General features: G+C 65.4%; 20 protein-coding genes. 10 read left to right on the top strand and 10 right to left on the bottom strand.

What is annotated here, in order from left to right; translation table 11 throughout:
* The 5 genes from AC24YW_RS03985 to AC24YW_RS03965 are packed head-to-tail and all read right to left on the bottom strand — an operon-like array spanning position 1 to position 4,592.
* Positions 1 to 885 (bottom strand): intradiol ring-cleavage dioxygenase, encoded by an 885-nt coding sequence (locus tag AC24YW_RS03985; protein ID WP_487481482.1) that lies wholly within the window; start codon positions 883 to 885, stop codon positions 1 to 3.
* A 14-nt stretch (positions 886 to 899) separates the two neighbouring features.
* A complete protein-coding gene (locus AC24YW_RS03980; protein ID WP_487481481.1) occupies positions 900 to 1,802 on the bottom strand; it encodes an NAD(P)-dependent oxidoreductase in 903 nt (300 codons plus the stop codon).
* A gap of 21 nt (positions 1,803 to 1,823) precedes the next feature.
* Complete coding sequence (locus AC24YW_RS03975) at positions 1,824 to 3,188, bottom strand: amidohydrolase family protein (protein WP_487481480.1); 1,365 nt, start codon at positions 3,186 to 3,188, stop codon at positions 1,824 to 1,826.
* A 4-nt stretch (positions 3,189 to 3,192) separates the two neighbouring features.
* Positions 3,193 to 4,272: a maleylacetate reductase gene (locus tag AC24YW_RS03970; RefSeq protein WP_487481479.1), complete on the bottom strand. Its 1,080-nt coding sequence runs from the start codon at positions 4,270 to 4,272 to the stop codon at positions 3,193 to 3,195.
* Complete coding sequence (locus tag AC24YW_RS03965; protein ID WP_487481478.1) at positions 4,269 to 4,592, bottom strand: Dabb family protein; 324 nt, start codon at positions 4,590 to 4,592, stop codon at positions 4,269 to 4,271. The genes AC24YW_RS03970 and AC24YW_RS03965 overlap by 4 nt, the downstream gene beginning before the upstream one ends.
* A gap of 106 nt (positions 4,593 to 4,698) precedes the next feature.
* Here AC24YW_RS03965 and AC24YW_RS03960 point away from each other — a divergent pair, with 106 nt between their 5' ends.
* The 7 genes from AC24YW_RS03960 to AC24YW_RS03930 all read left to right on the top strand — a co-directional run bounded on the left by AC24YW_RS03960 (position 4,699) and on the right by AC24YW_RS03930 (position 13,226).
* Positions 4,699 to 5,622 carry a LysR family transcriptional regulator gene (locus AC24YW_RS03960; protein WP_487481477.1) on the top strand — a complete coding sequence of 308 codons (924 nt, stop codon included), beginning with the start codon at positions 4,699 to 4,701 and terminating at the stop codon, positions 5,620 to 5,622.
* Between the two features lie 13 nt (positions 5,623 to 5,635).
* Positions 5,636 to 7,081, top strand: a complete 1,446-nt coding sequence (gene xylB, locus AC24YW_RS03955; RefSeq protein WP_487481476.1) for a xylulokinase — start codon at positions 5,636 to 5,638, stop codon at positions 7,079 to 7,081.
* Between the two features lie 130 nt (positions 7,082 to 7,211).
* A complete protein-coding gene (locus AC24YW_RS03950; protein WP_487481475.1) occupies positions 7,212 to 8,735 on the top strand; it encodes a sugar ABC transporter ATP-binding protein in 1,524 nt (507 codons plus the stop codon).
* Positions 8,728 to 9,768: an ABC transporter permease subunit gene (locus AC24YW_RS03945; protein ID WP_487481474.1), complete on the top strand. Its 1,041-nt coding sequence runs from the start codon at positions 8,728 to 8,730 to the stop codon at positions 9,766 to 9,768. The genes AC24YW_RS03950 and AC24YW_RS03945 overlap by 8 nt, the downstream gene beginning before the upstream one ends.
* Before the next feature lie 101 nt (positions 9,769 to 9,869).
* Complete coding sequence (locus tag AC24YW_RS03940) at positions 9,870 to 10,817, top strand: ABC transporter substrate-binding protein (protein WP_487481473.1); 948 nt, start codon at positions 9,870 to 9,872, stop codon at positions 10,815 to 10,817.
* 158 nt (positions 10,818 to 10,975) lie between these two features.
* Positions 10,976 to 11,443, top strand: a complete 468-nt coding sequence (locus AC24YW_RS03935) for a MarR family winged helix-turn-helix transcriptional regulator (RefSeq protein ID WP_487481472.1) — start codon at positions 10,976 to 10,978, stop codon at positions 11,441 to 11,443.
* Between the two features lie 46 nt (positions 11,444 to 11,489).
* A complete protein-coding gene (locus AC24YW_RS03930; RefSeq protein ID WP_487481471.1) occupies positions 11,490 to 13,226 on the top strand; it encodes an FAD-dependent oxidoreductase in 1,737 nt (578 codons plus the stop codon).
* On the opposite strand, the gene AC24YW_RS03925 is transcribed toward AC24YW_RS03930, so the two are convergent.
* From AC24YW_RS03925 to AC24YW_RS03915, 3 genes are all read right to left on the bottom strand, one after another.
* Positions 13,191 to 14,726: a glucosamine inositolphosphorylceramide transferase family protein gene (locus AC24YW_RS03925; protein WP_487481470.1), complete on the bottom strand. Its 1,536-nt coding sequence runs from the start codon at positions 14,724 to 14,726 to the stop codon at positions 13,191 to 13,193. The genes AC24YW_RS03930 and AC24YW_RS03925 overlap by 36 nt on opposite strands.
* A 29-nt stretch (positions 14,727 to 14,755) precedes the next feature.
* A complete protein-coding gene (locus AC24YW_RS03920) occupies positions 14,756 to 15,931 on the bottom strand; it encodes a glycosyltransferase family 4 protein (protein WP_487481469.1) in 1,176 nt (391 codons plus the stop codon).
* A 203-nt stretch (positions 15,932 to 16,134) separates the two neighbouring features.
* Positions 16,135 to 17,481 carry a lipopolysaccharide biosynthesis protein gene (locus AC24YW_RS03915; protein ID WP_487481468.1) on the bottom strand — a complete coding sequence of 449 codons (1,347 nt, stop codon included), beginning with the start codon at positions 17,479 to 17,481 and terminating at the stop codon, positions 16,135 to 16,137.
* A 409-nt stretch (positions 17,482 to 17,890) separates the two neighbouring features.
* On the opposite strand from AC24YW_RS03915, the gene AC24YW_RS03910 reads away from it, so the two are divergent.
* Positions 17,891 to 19,108, top strand: coding sequence for an FAD-dependent oxidoreductase (locus tag AC24YW_RS03910; protein WP_487481467.1), 1,218 nt, complete (start codon positions 17,891 to 17,893; stop codon positions 19,106 to 19,108).
* Between the two features lie 19 nt (positions 19,109 to 19,127).
* On the opposite strand, the gene AC24YW_RS03905 is transcribed toward AC24YW_RS03910, so the two are convergent.
* A complete protein-coding gene (locus AC24YW_RS03905) occupies positions 19,128 to 20,264 on the bottom strand; it encodes a GNAT family N-acetyltransferase (RefSeq protein ID WP_487481466.1) in 1,137 nt (378 codons plus the stop codon).
* Between the two features lie 317 nt (positions 20,265 to 20,581).
* Positions 20,582 to 20,704 (bottom strand): hypothetical protein, encoded by a 123-nt coding sequence (locus AC24YW_RS03900; protein ID WP_487481465.1) that lies wholly within the window; start codon positions 20,702 to 20,704, stop codon positions 20,582 to 20,584.
* A 16-nt stretch (positions 20,705 to 20,720) separates the two neighbouring features.
* Between AC24YW_RS03900 and AC24YW_RS03895 the strand changes: the two genes are divergently transcribed.
* On the top strand, positions 20,721 to 20,939 hold the full coding sequence (locus AC24YW_RS03895; RefSeq protein WP_487481464.1) for a hypothetical protein: 219 nt from the start codon (positions 20,721 to 20,723) through the stop codon (positions 20,937 to 20,939).
* A complete protein-coding gene (locus AC24YW_RS03890; protein WP_487481463.1) occupies positions 20,936 to 21,196 on the top strand; it encodes a hypothetical protein in 261 nt (86 codons plus the stop codon). The genes AC24YW_RS03895 and AC24YW_RS03890 overlap by 4 nt, the downstream gene beginning before the upstream one ends.
* Positions 21,197 to 21,280: the final 84 nt, after the last annotated feature.

The following is a 21,280-nucleotide window of genomic DNA, read 5'->3' as shown; positions in this document are numbered from 1 at the left end:
TTAAGCGGCTCTTGCGTTGCGTGCGACCTGCTTCAGGCCGAAATCATAGTTGAGATGAAAATAATCGCGCTCCACCATGCGACCATCCGGCGCACGGCCGGCGGGATGACGGACGAATTCGCGGATCAGGCTGTCCTTGACGCCGAACACCACGTCGCTGTCGAGATATTGGTCGCCGGCAACGAACACGTGCGTCACCAGTTGCTCGAAACCTGGCGCTGAGATCATGAAGTGCACATGCGCCGGGCGCCAGGGATGGCGTCCCTGCACCTCGAGCATCTCGCCGACCGGCCCGTCATGCGGAATCGGGTAGGCGGCCGGCTTGATCGACCAGAAATGGAAGCGGCCGTTGGCGTCGGTGTGGAAGCGGGCGCGCATCGCGAGATCCCCGATCCTGTCGAGCTGCTGCACGTCGTAATAGCCGTCGTCGTCGGAATGCCAGACGTCCACGATGGCGCCGACGAGCGGCTGTCCGTCCACGGTCGAGACCGAACCAGTGACCAGCATCGGATCGCCCTCCATCGGCCCGGAGATGTCAGCGCCGCTGTCCTTCTCGGGCGCGGCCTGGACGAAGAACGGGCCGAGCACCGTGGTCTCGGTCGCGCCTTCGGGCACCGGATGGTTGATGGCATCGACCAGCATGGAGACGCCGAGCGTGTCCGACAGCAGGATGAATTCCTGGCGCTTGTCGTTGCACATGTGCCCGGTGCGGGTCAGGAAGTCGATGCCGTATTCCCACTCCTTCTGGGTCGGCCGCACCTCGCGGACGAACGCGTGCAAGTGCCGCACCAGCGCCTCGCTCACCTGCTTGACGCGTGGATCGGTCGCGCCCGCGATCCGCTCCAGTACGGCGTCCGTGATCGTGTTTTCGTTGAAGTTACGCATGTGGTTCTCCGCGATCAGGGTTTTGGTTCGCCGAGGCCGGACAGCCGCTCGAGATGCTTGACCGTCGCGATGAAGTCGGTGTCGCCGTCGCCCTGGGCTACCAGCGCGCCATAGGTCTCCCGCACTTGCGCGGCGAGCTGCAGCGGCACGCCGACTGCATGGCCGGCGCCCAGGATCAGGTCGAGATCCTTGGCCATCTGCTTGCAGGAGAAGGTGGACTCGAAATCGCGGGTCCGCAGCGGTGCGGTCTTGTACTTGACCATGGGCGAAGCGACCGCGCTGTCGTCGAGAACTTTAAGGATGTCCTGCCAGGCGATGCCGCCCTTGCGCGCCAGCGCCAGGCTCTCGGCCATCATCGCCGCCGACACCGCGATCATCAGATTGACCGAAAGTTTTGCGTAGCGCGCTTCCTCGGCGGGGCCGAGATAGGTCTGAGCGCGGGTGAAGGCTGTGAACAGCGGCTTTGCGCTCTCGAACGCGTCCTTCGGCCCCGACACGAAGCAGGTCAGCGCGCCGGTGTGCACGATGCTGGCATTGCCGGAGACCGGCGAGCGCAGATAGGAAATGCCGCGTGCCTGCGCGGCGGCCGCAACCTCGGCTGAGGCTTCGACACTCACGGTGCTGGTTTCGATCAAGACGGCACCGTGCGCCATCGCGGCGATCAGGCCGCCGGGGCCGAGCAGCGCGCTGCGCAAGGCGGCGTCGTCGGGCAGGGACGTGATCACGGCGGCCTTGCCGTTCACGGCTTCGGCCGGCGAGGGGGCAATCACAATGCCCAGCGCGCGTGCCTCGTCGATGCGCGCCGCGCTTTGGTCGAACCCGGTGACGTTGTAGCCAGCCTTGGCGACGAGCACCGACATCGGCAGGCCCATCTTGCCGATCCCGATGAAAGCAACTTGTTTCAGAGCGTCAGTCATTGTTCTTGTCCATTGGCGCCTTCAGGCGGCGCGTCCCTGTCGTTCGATGTCCTGCACCAGCCGCCGCCCGGATTGCGCCAGCAGCTCCTTCTTCTCCTCCAGCCCGTCAACCAGCAACCGGCCATTCCGCTTTTTCCAGGCACCGCCGATCATGACGGCCTCGATGTTGGCGAGGCTGGTCTGCATCACGACGGTCGCGACGGGATCGTGTACCGGATGGAGGTTGAGATCGGAGGCGTTGATGATGACGAGGTCGGCGAGCTTGCCCGGCGTCAGCGAGCCGATCCGGTGCTCGCGCCCGAGCATGCGGGCACCTTCCGTCGTGATCCAGCGCAGCGCTTCGCGCGCGGGAATCGTGGTCGTCGCCGGAATGGCGCCACTCGCTCTGCGCGACTCCGCATTGTCGAGCGCCCGCTGCATCGACAGCGCAACGCGCGCGGCGGAGAGGAGATCGCCGGCCAGCACGGATTCGAGATCGATGCCGATGGTCGGCCGCACGCCGCGCTTGAGCAGGCGTCCGATGATCGGAAAACCATGGCCCTGGATCATCTCGTTCTCGGGCGTGACGGAGAACGACACACCGAGACCGACGAGACGATCGAGCAGTTCATCGGGCAGATCGTTGCCATGGACGATGTTGATGCCGGGGCCGACGAGACCCGCCTCGAGCAGCTTTTCCCAGCCGCCGGGCGTCTTGGCCGGGCCGCCGCCCTGATGCATCGAGGCGATCAGGTTCAGCTCCCGCGCCAGACGGAAATCGTGCATGGCGACGTCGAGCGTCGAGTAATGCGGGCCGAGAATGGCGAGCCCGAGCGTGACGAGGCCGTCGCGACCGGCGAGGGGGCCTGCCAGCAGCCGTTCGACCTCGCGGCGGGGATGCGGCACTTCCGAGAAATGCGGCTCGCCCGGCTTCGGCTCGGGTTTTGGCGAGCCGTGGAAGAACGACGCGCGGATGCCGCTTTCGACCAAGCCGCGTACGGCGGCATCGGTATGATCGGGCGTCGGGTTGTTGTGGCACCAGTCGACCAGCGTGGTGACGCCGTGATTGATCTGGTTCAGCGCACCGACGAGGGTGGCGATGTAGATGTCGTCGGGCCGGAATACGGTGGCGAGCCCGGCGTGCATGCGTCGGAAATATTCCAGCAGCGTCCAGTTGGCGGCAAAGCCGCGCAAGCCGGTCTGCCAGGTGTGCATATGTGCGTTGATCAAGCCCGGAATGACGATGCGGCCCGCGCCGTCGACGACCTCCATGTCGGCCGCAGCGTCGATCGACGGACGCACATCGGCGATCCGGTTGCCCTCGACCAGCACATCGCCGGTCAGGAGATCGCCGATCGCGTCATCCATGCTGATGACGATGGCGGATTTGATCAGCGTGCGCCGCATCGTCTCACGCCGCCGCTTTGACGGCGCTTGGCGGCTCGCCGGCCCAGGCGCGTGCAATCAAGTCGCGAATGGCGCCACGCTCGAGCGGGCGCGGGTTCCAATAGGCGTTGGTGACGGCGAGATCGGCCGCCTTGTCGATGCCGCTCTCGGGCATGCCGATGTCGCGCAGCGCGACCTTCGCACCCAGTCGCTTGGCAAGATCGTAAAGTCCCTGCGCTGCGTCGGCCGCGCCGGTCGCGCGCGAGATGCGCGCCATCGCGTCGGGCACCGCCGGCGCATTGTAAGCCAGTGCATGTGGCAGCACGATCGTGTGCGTCTCGGCGTGCGGCAGGTCGAACGTGCCGCCGAGCGTGTGACAGAGCTTGTGATGCAGCGCCATGCCGACCGTGCCGAGACAGACACCGCACAGCCAGGCGCCATAGAGCGCCTCGGTGCGGGCCTCGCGATCGTCGCTCCTGGCGGCAATGCTGGGCAGGGCACGCGCCAACGCGCGGATGCCTTCTTCGGCCATCAGCGAGGTGACAGGGTTGGCGTCGCGCGCGTAGAGCGCCTCGACCGCGTGCGCGATCGCGTTGATGCCGGATGTTGCGGCGAGGCTCGCAGGCAGCGTCAGGGTCAGGTCGACGTCGTAGATCACGGTCTCCGGCAGCACGGCCGCATCGCGCAATGTGGTCTTCAGCCCGTTCTCGGTCTGGCCGACGATCGGCGTCATCTCCGAGCCGGCATAGGTGGTGGGGATGCAGAGCTGGTTGACGCCGGTACGCAAGGCCAAAGCCTTGCCGAGGCCGGTGGTCGAGCCGCCGCCGAGCGAGACGACGCAGTCCGCCTCGCATCCCTTCATCGCCGCGAGCGCGCGTTGCGTGACCTCTACCGGCGTGTGCATGGTGGCGCCGGAAAAGAGACCGGCATAGAGCGGGCCGAGCGCGGCGCCCAAGCTCCTGCCTTGTGCCTCCTGCTGCGGCGTCGTCAGCACCAGCGCGCGCTTGCCGCCGAGCCGCTCGACCTCGGCCCTGGCGCTCGCCAGTGTTCCGCCGCCGAACACGACGCGGCAAGGCAGGTTTTCGAAGGTGAACGAACCGATCATGTGCCGGTCTCTTTGATGGGATAATCGACCTGGAAGCGCCCGACCCGCAAGTCGCCCAGCGCCTCGCGCACGCGTAGATGCTCCGGATGGTTGGCGTAGGCGGCAAGCGCCGCCTGGTCGGTGAATTCGGAGAACAGCACCACGTCGCAGGCGTAGTCGACCGCGCTGACGTCCATGCCGACTTCGATGTGGGTGAGACCGTCGATCCGGCCCTTGAGGCCCTCGAACAGGGTCTTGACCTTGAGCCGGGCGGCCGAGCGCTCCGCCGGCGTCTCCCCGCGCAGCCGCCACATCACGATGTGCCTGATCGGGCCCGACATTTCCTGATTTCCTCGCCTGCGATGTGCTTTGTTGGCGCCATTTTGCCTTGCAGAAATCGGAAATAAAGGTCAAAATTTGTAAGTCTCTTTTCCTAATTTCGCAAAAATGGACCGGCTGCTCCAACTCGAGGTCTTCTCCAAAACCGCTGAGCTCGGCAGCCTGTCCAAGGCCGCCGAAATCCTGCGGATGTCGAACGCGGCCGCGAGCCGCCATCTCAGTGCGCTGGAAGAGCGGTTGGCGGTCCGGCTGATCGAGCGCAACACGCGCCGGCAATGGCTGACCGAAGCCGGGCAGGAGCTGTTGCAGCGTTGCAGCACGCTTCTGAACGAGCTCGCCGAGGCCGAGGACGCGGTGTCCGATCGCGCGCTGTCGCCAAAGGGCATGCTGCGCGTGACATCCTCGCTGTCCTTCGCGATGATCTATCTCGCGCCGATGCTGCCCGCCTTCCGCGCGCTCTATCCCGATCTCAGCGTTCAGATCATCAGCGCCAACCGCTATCTGGACTTCATCGAGGCCGGCATCGACGTTGCGATCCGCACGCGCGAGCACGAGCCGGATTCGAACATCGTCGTCCGCCGCATCGGCCAGATGCACCGCGTGCTCGCGGCGGCTCCGTCCTATCTGGAGAAGCACGGCCGGCCCGAGCATCCCGCCGATCTCGCCCGTCACAACATGCTGATCTACAACCTCGCCAATGATCCCTATTCGCTGCGGTTGAGCCAGGGCAGCGCGACGCAGACGATCCGGATCGCCCCGACGCTCGACAGCAACGACGGCCAGATCATCTGCGGCGCAGCCCGCGCCGGGCTCGGCATCCTGATCCAGCCGCTCTATATCGTGCAGGGCGATATCGCGGCTGGCCGGCTGGTGCCTGTCCTGAGCGATTGGCAGCTGCCGCTGCTCACCATGAACATCGCCTATCAGAACCGCGTCAGGCTTCCCGCCAAGATCAGGGTGTTCTCCGACTTCCTCGTCAGCTACATCCGGGAGCATTCGGAGCCGGGGATCTGGATCGACGCGGCGAAGTGAGCGGGAAGCAGCCATGTATCTCGGCATCGATCTCGGCACCTCAGCGGTCAAGACGGTTCTCGTCGACGATGCCCAGCGCGTGATCGCAAGCGAGACCCGGCCGCTCGCGACCGTCTCGCCGCAACCCGGCTATTCCGAGCAGGATCCTGCGCAGTGGATCGATGCGACCTTCGCCACGCTGGATGCCCTCAAGTCGTCTCACGCCGATGCGTTGGCGGCGGTGGCAGGCATCGGGCTGTCCGGCCAGATGCATGGCGCGACGCTGCTGGATGCGAGCTCGAGGCCGCTGCGGCCCTGTATCCTCTGGAACGACGGCCGCTCTGCCGCCGAGTGCCGTGTCCTGGAGCAACGATGGCCCGCCTTGCGCGAGGTGACCGGCAACAAGGCGATGCCAGGCTTCACCGCGCCAAAGCTGCTCTGGATCGCCGCGCACGAGCCTGAGATCTTTGCGGCGACGAAGCTCGTTCTGCTGCCAAAGGCCTATCTGCGACTGGTGCTATCGGGCGAGGCCGTCGAGGACGTCTCGGATGCCTCGGGATCCCTGTGGCTCGACGTCGCGCGCCGCGACTGGTCGGACGCCGCGCTGGCAGCGAGCGGCTTGTCACGCGAGCACATGCCGCGCCTGGTCGAGGGATGCGCGCCCGCAACGAGATTGCGCAGCGAGCTCGCGCGGCGTTGGGGCATGAGGGGCCAACCGGTGATCGCCGGCGGGGCCGGCGACAATCCCGCGGGCGCCGTCGGCATTGGCGCAATCCGGCCGGGAGCCGCCTTCGTGTCGCTGGGAACCTCCGGTGCGCTGATGGCCCCGACGGACAGGATCGCCGCCAATCCCGACCGCGTCGTGCACACGTTCTGCCACGCGGTTCCCGGCATGTGGATTGAGGCCGGCGCGATCCTCTCGGCCGCCTCCTGCCTCGCCTGGCTCGCGCGCCTGTTCGGCGCCACCGAGACCGAGCTGCTGGCGCCGCTGGGCGCGCGACCTCAGGCGCCGTCGCCCGTGAGCTTCCTGCCTTATCTCGCCGGCGAGCGGACGCCCTACGACGACCCCGTTGTGCGCGGCATGCTGGATGGTCTGAGCCATGGCACCGATCGCGCGGCGATCGTGCAGGCGGTGCTCGAAGGCGTCGCCTTCGCGCTTGCCGATTGCCGCGATGCGCTCGCGGATGCCGGCATCGGAATTGCGGAAGCCGACGTGATCGGCGGCGGTTCACGCTCTGCCTTCTGGCTTTCGGTGCTGGCGAACGTGCTCAATGTTCCGATCCATCGCTTTGCCGGAGGTGAGACCGGCGCCGCTTTCGGTGCGGCGAGATTAGGGCGGCTTGCTGTCAGCGGTGAGGCAATCGAAGCCGTGTGCACACGTCCGCAGCGCATCGAGACATTCGAACCCGAAGCCGGGCTGACGGATGCTTATGCCGAGCGGCTTCCCGCCTGGCGTGAACTGTATCGGCCGCGCCACTAGCATCGTTTCGATCGAGCAGTTCCGTCTGTTCGCTGTTGCCCTGTGCCGCGGCCTTTTGTTTAATGCGCGAACCGCGCAGGCAAGAAGATCGAGACGCGGGTGGGAAACGCATTGTGTGCCGGGAGGCACGATGAACGATCCGATCCTCGAGATGCGCGGGGTCTCGAAGACCTTCTTCGGCATCAAGGCGCTGCGGGCCGTCGATCTCACCGTCTATCCCGGCGAAATTCACGCCCTGATGGGTGAGAACGGCGCCGGCAAGTCGACGCTGATGAAGATCCTGTCCGGCGCCTACCGGCCCGATCCGGGCGGCGAGATCCGCATCGAGGGCAGGGCGGTGCGGATCGAAGGCCCGCTCGGCGGCCGCGCGGCGGGCATCTCCATCATCTACCAGGAGCTGTCGCTCGCTCCCAATCTCAGCGTGGCCGAGAACATCTATCTGGGACGGGAGCTATCGCGATCCGGCTTGCTGGCGCGCGGCGCCATGGGCGAGGGCGTTGGCCCGATCCTGAAGCGCCTCGGCGCGGACTTCCTGCCCTCGACGCTCGTGGCGCATCTGTCCATGGGCCAGCGGCAGCTGGTCGAGATCGCACGCGCGCTGCACGTCCGATCGAAAATCCTCATCATGGACGAGCCGACCACCTCGCTGTCGGCTGCCGAAAGCGAGCGGCTGTTCGAGCTGATCCGCCAGCTTCGCACGGAGGGGCTTGCCATCATCTACATCTCGCATCGCATGGACGAGGTCTATGCGCTCGGCGATCGCGTCACCGTGCTGCGTGACGGCCGCCTGGTCGGCTCGCTCGACAAGCCCGAGATCCGCGCCGACACAATCGTTCGGCTGATGGTCGGTCGCGACGTCTCCTCGTTCTACAAGAAGGACCATGATCCGGAGGCGGGGCGGGGGCATCCCGTGCTCGCGGCGATCGACATGGCCGATGGCGGGCGCGTCAAGGGCTGCTCGCTCACCGTGCATGCGGGCGAGGTGGTCGGCCTCGCCGGCCTGATCGGCGCCGGTCGCACCGAGCTTGCGCATCTCATCATCGGTGCGTCGGCGAAAACCTCCGGCCGGCTCGAGCTGGAGGGACGTCCGGTCGAGATCCGCACGCCGGGCGAGGCGCTCGAGGCCGGCATCGCCTATCTGACCGAAGACAGGAAGGCGCTCGGCCTGTTTCTCGACATGTCGTGTCTGGACAACATCAATCTCGCCGTGCTCGGCCGCGATGCGAAGCTCGGCTGGTTTCTCGATCGCGACAAGGCACGCGAGCGCGCCGACCGCGCCTTTGCAGGCCTCAGCATCCGCGCCGCCAATGCCGGCGTTCCCGCCGGCGGCCTGTCGGGCGGCAACCAGCAGAAGGTGCTGCTGTCGCGGCTACTCGCCATCGCACCGAAAGTCCTGATTCTTGACGAGCCGACCCGCGGCGTCGACGTCGGTGCCAAGTCGGAAATCTATTCGATCATCGACAATCTCGCCAAGGCCGGCACCGCGATCCTCGTCATCTCGTCCGATCTGCCCGAGATCATCGGCATCTGCGACCGCGTGATCGTCATGCGTGCCGGGCACATCGCCGGCGAGGTCAGCCGCGGCCCGCATTCGCCGCTGGCGCAGGAAGACATTATGGGGCTTGCCACGGGGATGGAGCATCTCGATGCCTGACAATGGTGCTGCGGGGGCAAAGCCGGCATCGACGACGACCAACGGCGCTACCGCGGAAACAAGACGCCAGCGGATGAGGATGCTGATCAGCGCGCTCGGCATGTTGCCGGTGCTGCTGATCCTCTGCATCGGCTTCAACGTGCTGTCGGAAGGCCGCTTCTTCACCGGACAAAATCTCGGCATTGTATTGCAGCAGGCCGCTGTGAACACCGTGCTCGCCGCCGGCATGACCTTCGTCATCCTCACCGGCGGCATCGACCTGTCGGTCGGCTCGATCCTGGCGGCTTCCGCGATGGCGGGATTGACGCTCTCCAAGGTGCCGGAGCTCGGAATGCTGTGGCTGCCGGCGGCGCTGCTCACCGGCCTCCTCTTCGGCATCGTCAACGGCGCGCTGATTGCGCTGCTTCGCCTGCCGCCCTTCATCGTCACGCTGGGCTCGCTCACCGCGGTGCGCGGCCTTGCGCGGCTGCTCGGGGCCGACACCACCGTGTTCAATCCCTCCATTCCCTATGCCTTCATCGGCAACGGCTCGCTGACGCTCATTCCCGGCGTCGCGTCGATCCCGTGGCTCTCGGTGATCGCCTTGCTCGTCATTCTCGTCTCCTGGCTGGTGCTGCGCCGGACCGTGCTCGGAGTGCATATCTATGCCGTGGGCGGAAACGAGAGCGCAGCGCGGCTTGCCGGCATCAAGGTCTGGGCCGTCCTGATCTTCGTCTACGGCATCTCCGGACTTTTCGCCGGGCTCGGCGGTGCCATGCAGGCGGCGCGGCTCTATGCGGCCAACGGCCTCCAGCTTGGCCAGTCCTATGAGCTCGATGCGATCACTGCGGTGATCCTCGGCGGCACCTCGTTCGTCGGCGGCATCGGCTCGATCTGGGGCACGCTGGTCGGCGCGCTGATCATCGCCGTGTTGTCCAACGGCCTCATCCTCATCGGCGTCTCCGATATCTGGCAATATGTGATCAAGGGCCTGGTGATCATCGGCGCCGTGGCGCTGGATCGCTACCGGCTGCAAGGCTCCGCGAGAACGTGAAAGGCCTGGCGCGCAGCGGTGTGCGCATGGCGTGATCCGAGATTCCGTTGCGGCAACTGGTCTGCCGCGCCGGGGACGAAGACAGACCAGGGAGGAAGACCATGTTGAAGACGATCATGCTCGCCGGCGCCGCAATGGCGCTTGCCCTGACCACCGCACCAGCCTCCGCCAAGGAGCTCAAGTCGATCGGCGTCTCGCTGGGATCGATGGGCAACCCGTTCTTCGTCGCGCTGGCGAAGGGCGCCGAGTTCGAGGCCAAGAAGACCAATCCCAACGTGAAGATCACGGCGGTCGGCTTCGAATACGACCTCGGCAAGCAGGTCACCCAGATCGATAATTTTATCGCCGCCGGCGTCGACCTGATCCTGCTCAATCCCGGCGATCCGAAGGCGATCGGGCCGGCCATCAAGAAGGCGCAAGCAGCGGGCATCGTCGTCGTCGCGGTCGACACCGCGGCCGAGGGAGCCGATGCCACCGTGACCACGAACAACGTCCAGGCCGGCGAGATCTCCTGCCAGTACATCGTCGACAAATTGGGCGGCAAGGGCGACGTCATCATCGAAAACGGGCCGCAGGTCTCCGCCGTGATCGACCGTGTGGTCGGCTGCAAGAACGTGTTCGCCAAGAATCCCGGCATCAAGGTGTTGTCGAGCGACCAGGACGGCAAGGGCTCGCGCGAGGGCGGCCTTACGGTCGCGCAAGGTTATCTGACCCGCTTCCCTAAGATCGACGCCATCTTCGCCATCAACGATCCGCAGGCGATCGGCACCGACCTTGCCGCGCGCCAGCAGAACCGAACCGGCATCATCATCACCGCCGTGGACGGCGCGCCCGATATCGAGGCCGCGCTGAAAGATCCGCAGTCGCCGCAGATCCAGGCGTCCGCGTCGCAGGACCCGTTCTTCATGGCACGGCGGGCCGTGCAGGTCGGCGTCGGCATTCTCAACGGCCAGAAGCCGGCTTCAACCGTCGAGCTGCTGCCGTCCAAGCTCGTGACGCGGGACAACGTCGCCGCGTACAAGGGTTGGACCTCGGACCGCTCGCAGTAGGGCATCCTCCGCTGCCGGGCGCGTTCGAAGCACGAGGGGTGACGGGCGGCGGTTCGATCGCGCCGCCCGTGTCGGTCACCCATGCCGATCGGTAGTACGCAGCGACGCCTGTGTTAGCTTTCCACGATGTCGATCGCTCGATTCGGAAAGCAGATCCGGTGAAGTCCAGGACGTCAGGCACCGCGTGGCGGCATGCCAATATCGGCCGCCTGCTCAATAACGCGGTGCGGCGCTTCGAAGGCCGCGTGCTCGAATTGATGAGCGAGCGGGGCCACGACGAGACGCGCATCGCCCATGTCAGCCTCACGCGCAATCTCGACGTGGAGGGGACGCGGCTCACCGAACTCGCCCGCCGCGCCTCCATGAGCAAGCAGGCGATGGGCGAGCTGGTCGATCAATGCGCCGAGCTAGGCCTCGTCGATCGCATCGCCGATCCGACCGACCGGCGCGCGCGCATCGTCACGTTCACGCCCGCGGGGCGCAAATGGCTCGATGCGTTCCGCGATGCCGTCGACATCGCCGAGAGGGAGATGCGCGCCGAGCTCGGCAAGGCCAGGATGGACGCGATCCTTAAGGGGCTCGCGGTGTATGGCGCGAAGTTCGATACGCTCGACGCTCCGGATTAGTCAGGTAACTTGACGAATTAGTCAGGTCGCCTTACCGTGCAGGATGATGCTGGTAGGGAGAAGCGTCTTGGAAACGCTGCAGACGGCCGCGGTACTCATCGTGGGCGGGGGCCCTTGCGGGCTGATGCTGGCGAACGAGCTCGGCCGCCGCGGCGTGTCCGCGATCCTGGTCGATGAAAAGCCGGGCACGGCCTTCAATCCGCAAGCCAATGCGACGCAGGCGCGCTCGATGGAGCATTATCGGCGGCTGGGTTTCGCCGACGAGATCAGGCGGGAGGGCTTGCCCGCGGACCACCCGACCGATGTTGCGTATTTCACGCGCTATACCGGATATGAGCTGGCGCGGTTCGCGCTACCATCAGCATCGCGGGCGGGCGAGCTGATCAAGGGCATGTCGGGCTCCTGGAGTGCGGCGGAGCTGCCGCATCGGGTCTCGCAGAAGTATGTCGAGGCGGTGCTGCGCCGCCACGCCGAGCGGCTGCAAGGCATCAAGATCAACTACGGTCACCGGCTGATCGGCTACACCGAAACCGATGACGGCATCGTCGGCGAAATCGAACGTCTCGACGATGGCAGCCGCGCCCGGGTCCGGGCCGACTTCCTGGTCGGGGCGGACGGGCCGCGCTCGATGGTCCGGCAATCGCTCGGTATCGTCTATGGCGGCGAGACCGGGACGCAGCGCGATTTCATGGGCGGCCGCATGCTGGCGGTCTATCTCCGCTCGCCCGATTTCTACGCGCGCGTCCCCCACGCGAAGGCGTGGATGTACAATTGCTTCAACGGCGACCGCCGCGCCTTCATGGCCTCGGTGAACGGCCGCGATGAATTTGCGTTCCATACGCAATTGCGCCCGGGTGAGAACGAAAGCGCGATCACGATCAACGAGGCCACAGCCGCGTTCCAGCGCGCCTGCGGTGCGCCGATCGATTGCGAAGTCCTGTCCTTCCTGACCTGGACCGCCGGCCACGCGCTGGTCGCAAACGGGATGCAGCGGGGCAGGGTCTTCCTCGGCGGCGACGCGGCGCATCTGTTCACGCCGACCGGCGGGCTCGGCTACAACACCGCGATCGAGGATGCGGTCAATCTTGGCTGGAAGCTCGCAAGCGTCGTCAAGGGCGTGAGCCCGACGGCACTGCTCGGCAGCTACGAGGTCGAGCGGCGTCCGGTGGCGCTCCGCAACACCGATCATGCGCGGCGCTTCGCCGATTCGCTCGGCCTGTTCGCGCCGGCGCCGGAGATCGAGGATGCGACGGAAGCCGGCCAAGCAGCGCGGCGGATCGCGGGCGCCTATCTCGATCAGCATGCCCGGGCGGAGTTCAACATCCCCGGCGTCACCTTCGGCGGACGCTACGACGGCTCGCCGATCATCGTCCCCGACGGCAGCGAGCCGCCGCCGGATGACGCCAACGTCTACGTTCCTACCGCCTGTCCCGGCGGCCGCGCACCGCATGCGTGGCTCGACGACGGCAAGTCGATATACGACTTGTTCGGATTCGAATGGACGTTGCTTCAGTTTGGGGACATCATGTCGGCCCATGCGTCATTCGCCGCGACCATCCGCGCGATCGGGGCCGATGTAAAGCTCGTCACGTTGCCCAGATCGTTGCGGGATCTCTACGAGGCGGATCTAGCCCTGATACGTCCCGACCAGATCGTGGCCTGGCGCGGCAATGCATCGCAGGCCGGAACGGTCGCACGCGCGCTCGGCCGCGCACTCGGACGCGGTGCAAGCGAAGATAAGCGGCTGCTAGCCGGCAGCGGAGGGATTGGTTCGCGCAGGTGACATGGCCGATGGAATTGCGCTCGCGAAGAGGCTGGTCTTGGGTTGGACGCGCGATCCGTCGATCAGCTCGAGCCGGCCGCAGCGGTTTAGGGTATGCAACTTCCTGCCGGGCCATGCCGGTCCGGGCTTCAGTGCGTGGCGGACGATCTGCTTGAACCCCGTCGGCGACAGCTCGACCACTTCCGCCAGGGCAAGCGCTGCGCCGTATCCGTGGGTGCAGTCCTGGACCGGTCGCCACAGTCTGTCATCGAGCGTGACGAAGTTTCCTGCCGGCCGCGTGCTGGCGCGGTCGATCAAGACCGGATTGCTGGCGTGGGGCAACCAGGGCCCCAAGACGCGATCGGCGTAATAGATCGCCAGCGAATCCGAATAGCCACCCGTTCCGTCGCGCCAGGCGCCAAACAGATAATGCAGGCCGTTGTGGCGCGTGATCGTGACGTCGGCCAGCTCGAGGCCGGAAAGCAGCGTTGCGTACCGCTCCCATTTGTCCGGAAACCGAGCGCATTTGTAGAGGGCGACGTCCCCGCGGGTCGAGCTCTCCGGGATCATCCAGAGCTCGCCGTCGTCCTCGATCACGAACGGATAGGAGAGGTGACAGGACTCCTCCAGCACCGGCATCACCTCGCCGACCGGCCCCGCGTCGCCAAACTCGATCGTCGAAATGATGCCTTTTCCGACGCGGTGATCGAGATCCTCGAAGAAGACGAAGGTCCGTCCCTGCCACGTGACGGGAAAGGGATCGGCGTAGAAGTGGTTTCCAGGATCTCTCAGAACGTTCCAGCCTGGACCTGACAGGTTTCCGGTCTGCCAGACGCCCGGGCCGTCGTTGAAGCGCCAACCGATATGCCAATGCGGGGCATAGCAGCAGAGGCGATAGATCTCCTTGGCGATCGACACGGCAAGGCCGCGCGCAACGTAGCCGAGAGGACCGCGGCGCGAGCCACTTGCGGCGGGGCGCGGCAGTTGCGGAACGATCCGCGGCCTTCCCGACAGGATCGTCGTCAGCATGGTCAGGGTCCGCGCTATGATCGTTTCGAGCGCACCACTGAGGCCCGCGGCTATTTCCCCGGACGGATGACCGCGGTCGAGGACCGAACCGTCGATCTCGTTGACGATCTCGATCACGGGCAGATCGCCGGCGAGGATGGCGGCGAGCGCGGCATTTTCGCCTGCGACGCCGTTGAACAGCGGCCGGAGATACAGCCGGGCTGGGCTCGCCGGATCGCGCGGAGCACTCGTGAAATCGACGATCACGTCGGCCGTGCCGAGGCTGCTTTGTGCTGGTTCGGAACCGATACTCAACCTGTCCGCCCCGCTGGGCTTGCCCTTGTGCAGCAGCAGGCGCTCGAGCTCGAACAGCGCATCAAGACCCGCCGGCCGCGGCTCCGCCGTTGCCGTCCATGCAACCTGCACCGGCACGTCCCGGCCATCGATCGACAGCGTTCTGCGGTCCATCCAGCGCCGCGCGTAGTCACGTTCACAGCGAAACTCGATGATCATGTCGAGCCAATCTGTTCCGACGCATCAGGTCAAACGACGCGGTCGAGAATTCGGACGTATTCCTCGACCATGGCATCTACCGAATAGCGCAGCCGCAGGCCTTTGGCGTTTTGTCGCAGCTCTTCACGTAATTGCTTGTCGGTTACCAGCCTGGAGACCGCCGCGGAGAGCTTCGCATGATCGGAGGCATCGACGAAGAGTGCGGTGGGTCTGCCCTCGCAGGACAACACTTCGCGAAGGACGGGAAGATCGGTCACGACGGAGGGAACACCGGCGTTGGCGGCTTCGACCGCGGCCAGACCGAAGGTCTCGGCCTGGGTCGGAAAGACGAACACGTCGAGACAAGCAAGGAAGTCGGCCATCCGGCCGGGAGGAATCTCCCCGAGCAGATGCAGACGGTCCGAGACGTTCAGGTCGTTCGCGAGCTGCCTCAGCCTGGCTTCGTCGGCTCCCTGGCCGGCCAGCGCAAGATGCCAGGACGGTTGATCCGGCAGCAGACCGATCGCCAGATCGAGCCGCTTGTGCGGATGCAGCCGTGCCGCGCAGCCGAGCAGGACGCGGTCCGTCGGCAGGTTGAATTGGTCTCGTGCAGTCTCCTTCGACAGGGTGAGCGCCTTGTCGTCGAAGCCGTGCGGCACATGCACCATGCGCGACCGGTAGGCCGCGGGGTAGCGCGAATATTCGCGTTCCATGTCCTGCGAATTGAGCGTGATGCAGTCGAAGAAGCCGAGGCTGCCCATGGCGATGTCGGCGGTGCGGACCGGCCAGCTCATCGCCAGCGCGGATGACACCTGATTTGCGACGATTGGTGCACGGCTGACGAGGCGCGTCACGCCGGCGCCGATGACGTTGCCGAAATGCTGGAAGGTCAGGACGGCGTCGGGCCTGGTGGCCCTGATGTGGCGGCCGAGCGTCCACAGCATCCGGAGCAGTGCCAGCGGATTGCCCGGCCGGCTCGGCGCGCAATAGAGCGTATCGGGCGGCTCATCGAAGGAGTCCGATTTGCGGAAGAAGAACAGGTTGGTGACGCGGTAACCGCGCGCAGTCAGCCCGGCGCCAAGCAGCCGCGAGATCTCCTGTGCACCGGCGTTCTCGGCCTGGGTTTGCGCGAGAAGCACGTGGAGTTTTCGCCCACCGCCCTTCGAGGGCGCAGGTGCCGTCGCGCTCGTCTCGCCCACGTCCTTGTTCGGCTGATAATGGAGCACGGATCCCGACCCGCTAAAGCAACGAAATCTTCACCTTCTTAACTCCGTACCTATCATGCGGGCATTGCGCGGACACCGGCTAGCAACAAACGGAGTTAATGCGGCTCCGTGGCGACGGCGTCGTTCGCGCAGCATTTCCGCTGGTTCCCGGCTGGCGCGTTAACCAATCGGTCCCGCGCATTGACGCCGGCTGCGTGACCCACCTAGTCACGCGATTCCGCGCTGCGAACTGCGTAGTTGCCGCGCCTCGATGCCGGGAAGCGCAACAGCACGAGAACGGAAGGGTCCACCCCGCTTCGCCGGCGGCAGAGGACGTTCAGGGCGATGGTCGCGAGCGCGAGAGACACGGTCGTCGAAATCGCCGCGCCAAGCACGCCGAGGAAGGGGACCAGGACGAGAAATCCGACGAGCCGCAGCGCGACGTTGGCGGCGACCACGGGCACATAGATTCGTTCATGGCCGGTCAATTGCAGGATCGCAGCAGACGGGCCGCCCGCCGCCTGGATGGCGGTTCCGATTGCGAGCACGATCAGGACCGCGTGCTGCTCGGCGAAATGAGGTCCGAACAGGTTGAGGAGATAGGGGCCGCCGATCCAGATCGTGGCGAGACCGGCGACGACGCAGAGCGCAGTCACTTCCGCCATCAAGCGCGAGGTGCGCTCGAATTCGCCATGATTCTTGCTGAAATACAGTGACGGAAGCCGGCGCGCCCCGAACGTGTAAAGCGCCGCGGACACCATGGCGAAGATGTTGGCGAGGCGCGAGGCGGCAAAGTAGATTCCCGCGGTCGTCGGATCCAGCATCCAGTAGACCAGAATGACGTCGAGATACTGGCTGGCCACTTCGAGGATCGATGCGAGCCAGAAGTGCAGGGCACTCGATCGCCAGCGTGACGTCTCCGAGCGCGCCGGCGTACTGCGCAGATCCGGCAGCACGCGCGCGATGGATACGATCTGCGCAACAAGGCCAACCGACATGGCGACCGTCATCGCCGCGAACATCTCGGCCGGATCGAGTTGGCGATGGGCGAGCAGCATGACGAGCAGGAACAGGACGACGATGGCCCGCCAAAGGAACTCGCGGTTTCCTTCGCCCATGAGAATGCTGACCAGCGAGCGCGCGATCTGGCTGCCGAGCATCAATCCGGCATTGACGGCCGTGTAGGCCGACACCGCAAGGATCAGCAGCCACCAGTCGCCTCTCATGCTCGCGACGATCGCGATCCCGCCGATCACGATCAGCATTGCGAGCGAGGCGATCTTCAAGCTCGACTGGAGGACGCCCTTGGTAAGGTCCGGCCTTTCGCCGACCTGATATTCGTTCAGGAATCGCACCAGCAGGGATTCCTGGCCGACCAGTCCCACGACGGCCGCGATCTGCGCGACCGACAGCCAGGTCGCAAAGATGCCGAAGCCGTCGGGCGACATCGTCCGCGCCGCCAGCGAGAACAACGCGAACGCGAGCACGCCGCTGCCGACCTTGAGCAGGATGGTCCCGGCAACACCGCGCGTGACGTCGCGCCGCATGAACTGGAGAATGGATGCAATCATGGAAGGGTTAAGGGGGCTGCGCTCCCCTGACGAGACATGTTCCGATACCGGCGCGAACCTAGCATGTCGAGCAATCGCGAGTGTTAATGGACGAGTTGGAGGATTTCCGCGATCGCGGTGATGCCGGTTGCTTCGTTCTGGAACATCGCTGTCTCCATTGTCCAACATCTGCGAGTTCCAGCTCGCGCGACTGACGGCATAGCGCCGCATCGACCACTGAGAAGGCGCGAGATCTGGGGCTCGCGTGCAGAATGGATTCGAAACAGCAAGACGCGTGCCGCGGCGAGGCGGCGAACCGGGCGCTAGGTCATTAACCTCAATCTCAGGAAATGTTCGCACCCGGCCCTGCGATGCGACATCAGGCGAGAGAATTGCACTGCAGACGCCTCTAACCGTGGGAGCCGGAGCCATGACGAGAACCGTGACCGAGCCGGTCGGCGGGGACGAGACCGCAACCATCTATTCGGACGTCGCCATTGTCGGTGGCGGCCTTGCGGGATCGCTTGCGGCGGCCGTGCTGGCGCGGGCAGGACATCGCGTCGCTCTAATCGACAAGCGGGCGGTCCATCCGGACGAGTTCCGGGTCGAGAAGATCGGCGGCCATCAGCTGGAGCTGTTCCGCAAGCTCGGCTTTCTCGATGCGCTCGAAGGTGTCGCGTGCCGATATGATCAAGTGCTCAACATCCGCGAGGGCAAGGTGGTCGATGTCAGCGTCGGCAGGGCTTACGGTTTTGCCTATGCCGATCTCGTCGCCATGGCGCGTCGCCAGCTTCCGGATCCCTCCAACCTGATCGTCGACGAGGTCACGTCGATCGGCAGCAGCGGTGATGTCCGGCATCTCGAGCTCGCCTCCGGACGGCGCGTGATGGCGCGCCTCGTCGTTCTGGCCACGGGCATGGCGGGAGGCCTGGGGCACAAGCTCGGCATCAGGCGGCGCGTGCTGGCCGAGCGCCATTCGGTGTCGTTCGGTTTCACGATCGCTCGCAAGGATGGCGCTCCGTTCGATTTCGAGGCGCTGACCTGTTACGGCGAACGCACCGCCGATGGCATCGACTATCTCAGCCTGTTTCCCGTCCACGCCGGAATGCGTGCCAATCTCTTCATGTTCCGCGATCCGACCGATCCTGTTATGCGCGAGTTGCGCCGTGAACCGGAGGCGACGATCTTGCGCCTGCTGCCGGGATTGCGGAGCTATCTCGGCGATTTCCGCGTGACCGATCGCGTCCAGAACTGGGTGATGGATCTGACCGTCGTCGAGGGGCATCTCCGGCCCGGAATCGTGCTCATCGGCGATGCGTTCCAGACCAATTGTCCCGCGGCCGGAACGGGTGTCGCCCGCCTGCTCGTGGACGTTGACCGTCTCTGCACCGAATATGTGCCGCGATGGCTCATGACCGCAGGCATGGGCCTGGAGAAGATCTCGCAATTCTATGCCGATCGCGACAAGATCGCGGCGGATCAGCAGTCGCTGAAGATGGCACGCTTCCGCCAGGCGCTGACCTCGCGCGACGATATCGGCTGGGACGTGCGGCGACGGCTGCACTTCCTGCGGCGCAGTCTTGCACATCGCGTCGATCAGATGCATCCGGGCTGGCTTGGGCGTGTCCGCGGCGCGCTGCGCGCTTGAACTCTGCGCCCCTCGCCGGTCAGCGCGTGGGCGTCGCGGTGTGGGCGGGCTGAACCTTCAGATCCGATAGCCGCTTGGCCGCCAGCTTGAGCCAGGGCGCCTGCTTCAGCGCGAAGAGGGCGATTGCGCCTACGGCGCTGCCGACCTGCGTGACCTCCCACATCGGTGAAGGCTGTGCCCCGAACGATTTCTTGTAGGGCTCGTCGCCGATGGTGAAGTCGAGCATCTGATCTCCGCGCTCGATACAATCCCGCGCCACTTGTTCGAACATCAGCGCGCCGATGGACTGGCTCTTGTAGCCGGCGATGTCGAAGGCGCTCATGATGACGAGAAAGCTGCCGCGGTGACACAATCCGAGCACGGCGGCGATCACGTCGCCGTCCATCTTCATGGCATAGAGGCGGACGAAGGAGCCGATGCCCCGGAGGGCGACGTCGGAATAGAAGCCGTAATATTCGGGGCGCTGCAGCAGGTCTCCGTCGCCCTGGGCGTGAAAGCGCGGGCCGCGAAACTTCCGCATCACGTCCATCGCCTCGAGCACGGCGGCGCTGTCGCTGCAGCATGAAAAGCTCAGTGCGCCCTTCTTCTGGAGCTGACGATATTTCTTGGCGAGCTCCTTCTGGTAGGAGCGATCCAACGCGCTGGCCCGCCATTGCTCGTACGGCGCGACCAGAACCGTGGCGTAGGCATTGGTGTTCATCGAAACGCGGCGGGACGTGGCCAGGAGATCCTCGATCGGAAGCCGTCCGTCGGGCAGCTTGGCCATTCGGAGCAGATCGAAGGGGCGGACAAGGCGGCGAATCTGCGCGCATGCAGCCGTATCGTCGAGCAATCGGGAAAACACATCCGGGCTGCAAACCGGTGCCAGATAGTCTGAAACGCGCAAGTCGGCGAACTCGACGGTTCGTATCGGACCGCGCCGGATCCGGAGCAGCGGCAGCACCATCGCAAGAGCGCCGGTGTCGCGGTCGCGCACGACGACGACCAGACCCGTTGCACCTGTTTCGGGCGCGAGCCTGGTGTAGAGGCTATGCAACCAGACCGGATGCTGGAAGGCGGTGGCAGCCGAACGATCGAACAGCTCTGCATATTCCGGAGACAGAAAGTCGAACGACGGCTCGATGGCGATGTCGAACGTGTTGCTGGGCTTATTCATGCGCAATCAAGAAAACCGGGATCATCCGCGAACGTCGCTCGAACCGTAGCTGCGCTTATACCAAGGCCGTTACAGGTCAGACACTGCCGTCGCGCGATTTGCGCCAATGTGTTCAACCATGCGCGTATGGTTACCAACTTCCTAAATGCCGGCGCGGAATGGTGCGTGGAGAGCGCCTCGCGTGGCGCCATTGTCCGCACAGCGCAGGGCAGCGATCTCCGGTCCTCAGCTGCAGGAAAGCTATGGTTCGCAAGGTCGAGCTCGCGCCCTTCGCTCCGATCCTCGGGCCGATCGGGCTCGAGCGCGAGTTACGCTTCTCAGAGGCGCACCCCGGTGGTGGCAAACGCGTGCGCGCTGGGCTCCTGCACGCGATCGAGGATCATCATCCCGGCAACTGCGATCACCAGGGCCGCGACGCAGCCAAGCAAAAAAGCCTTCATCCTCAGCCTCCCTCGATTGGACCACGCCATCTATACGACAGGGCTTGCGGCGAGCAAGCTCGTCGATCGCATCGGCCATCCGCCCGCTGTCGACTGGAAGGATTGCGAGCAGCAACGCGAGCATGACGGCAGCGCAGGATGCCGCGAGCCGGCTGTTGCGCTGCACGATCCGGAACGGATGCCGGACTTGCAAGTTTTCTGCAAGTCTGGTGAGCGCATCGGAGGCCTTGTGTGAAATTTTCGAGAACGATCCTGTGCTTCGCAGCACTTTGTCTTGCAGAGGGTGCCCTGGCGCAGCCGGCACAGACCAACCCGTCGACGGGGCAAACGCCTCCCGAGGACAAGGGCCAGCTCCAGCCGCAAGGTTGGACGGGCCCGATCAACACCGGCTCGGGCGGTGCGCCGCCCGAGAGCCCCCAGGGCCAGAGTCCGCCCGGAATGCAGGCGGCGCCGGAGGGGTCGTCCAAGACCACGACGGCACCGGCCAAGTAGATCGTTTCAAGTAGACCGTTTCAGCATATTCATTTCCGTTGCCTGTTCTGGCAATCTCGAGCGGGTGAATGTCAGCAGGCGGCC

Source organism: Bradyrhizobium sp. USDA3516, from assembly GCF_057651995.1.
The sequence above is the reverse complement of the archived record's forward strand: the minus strand, read 5'-3'. Positions and strand labels throughout refer to the sequence as shown.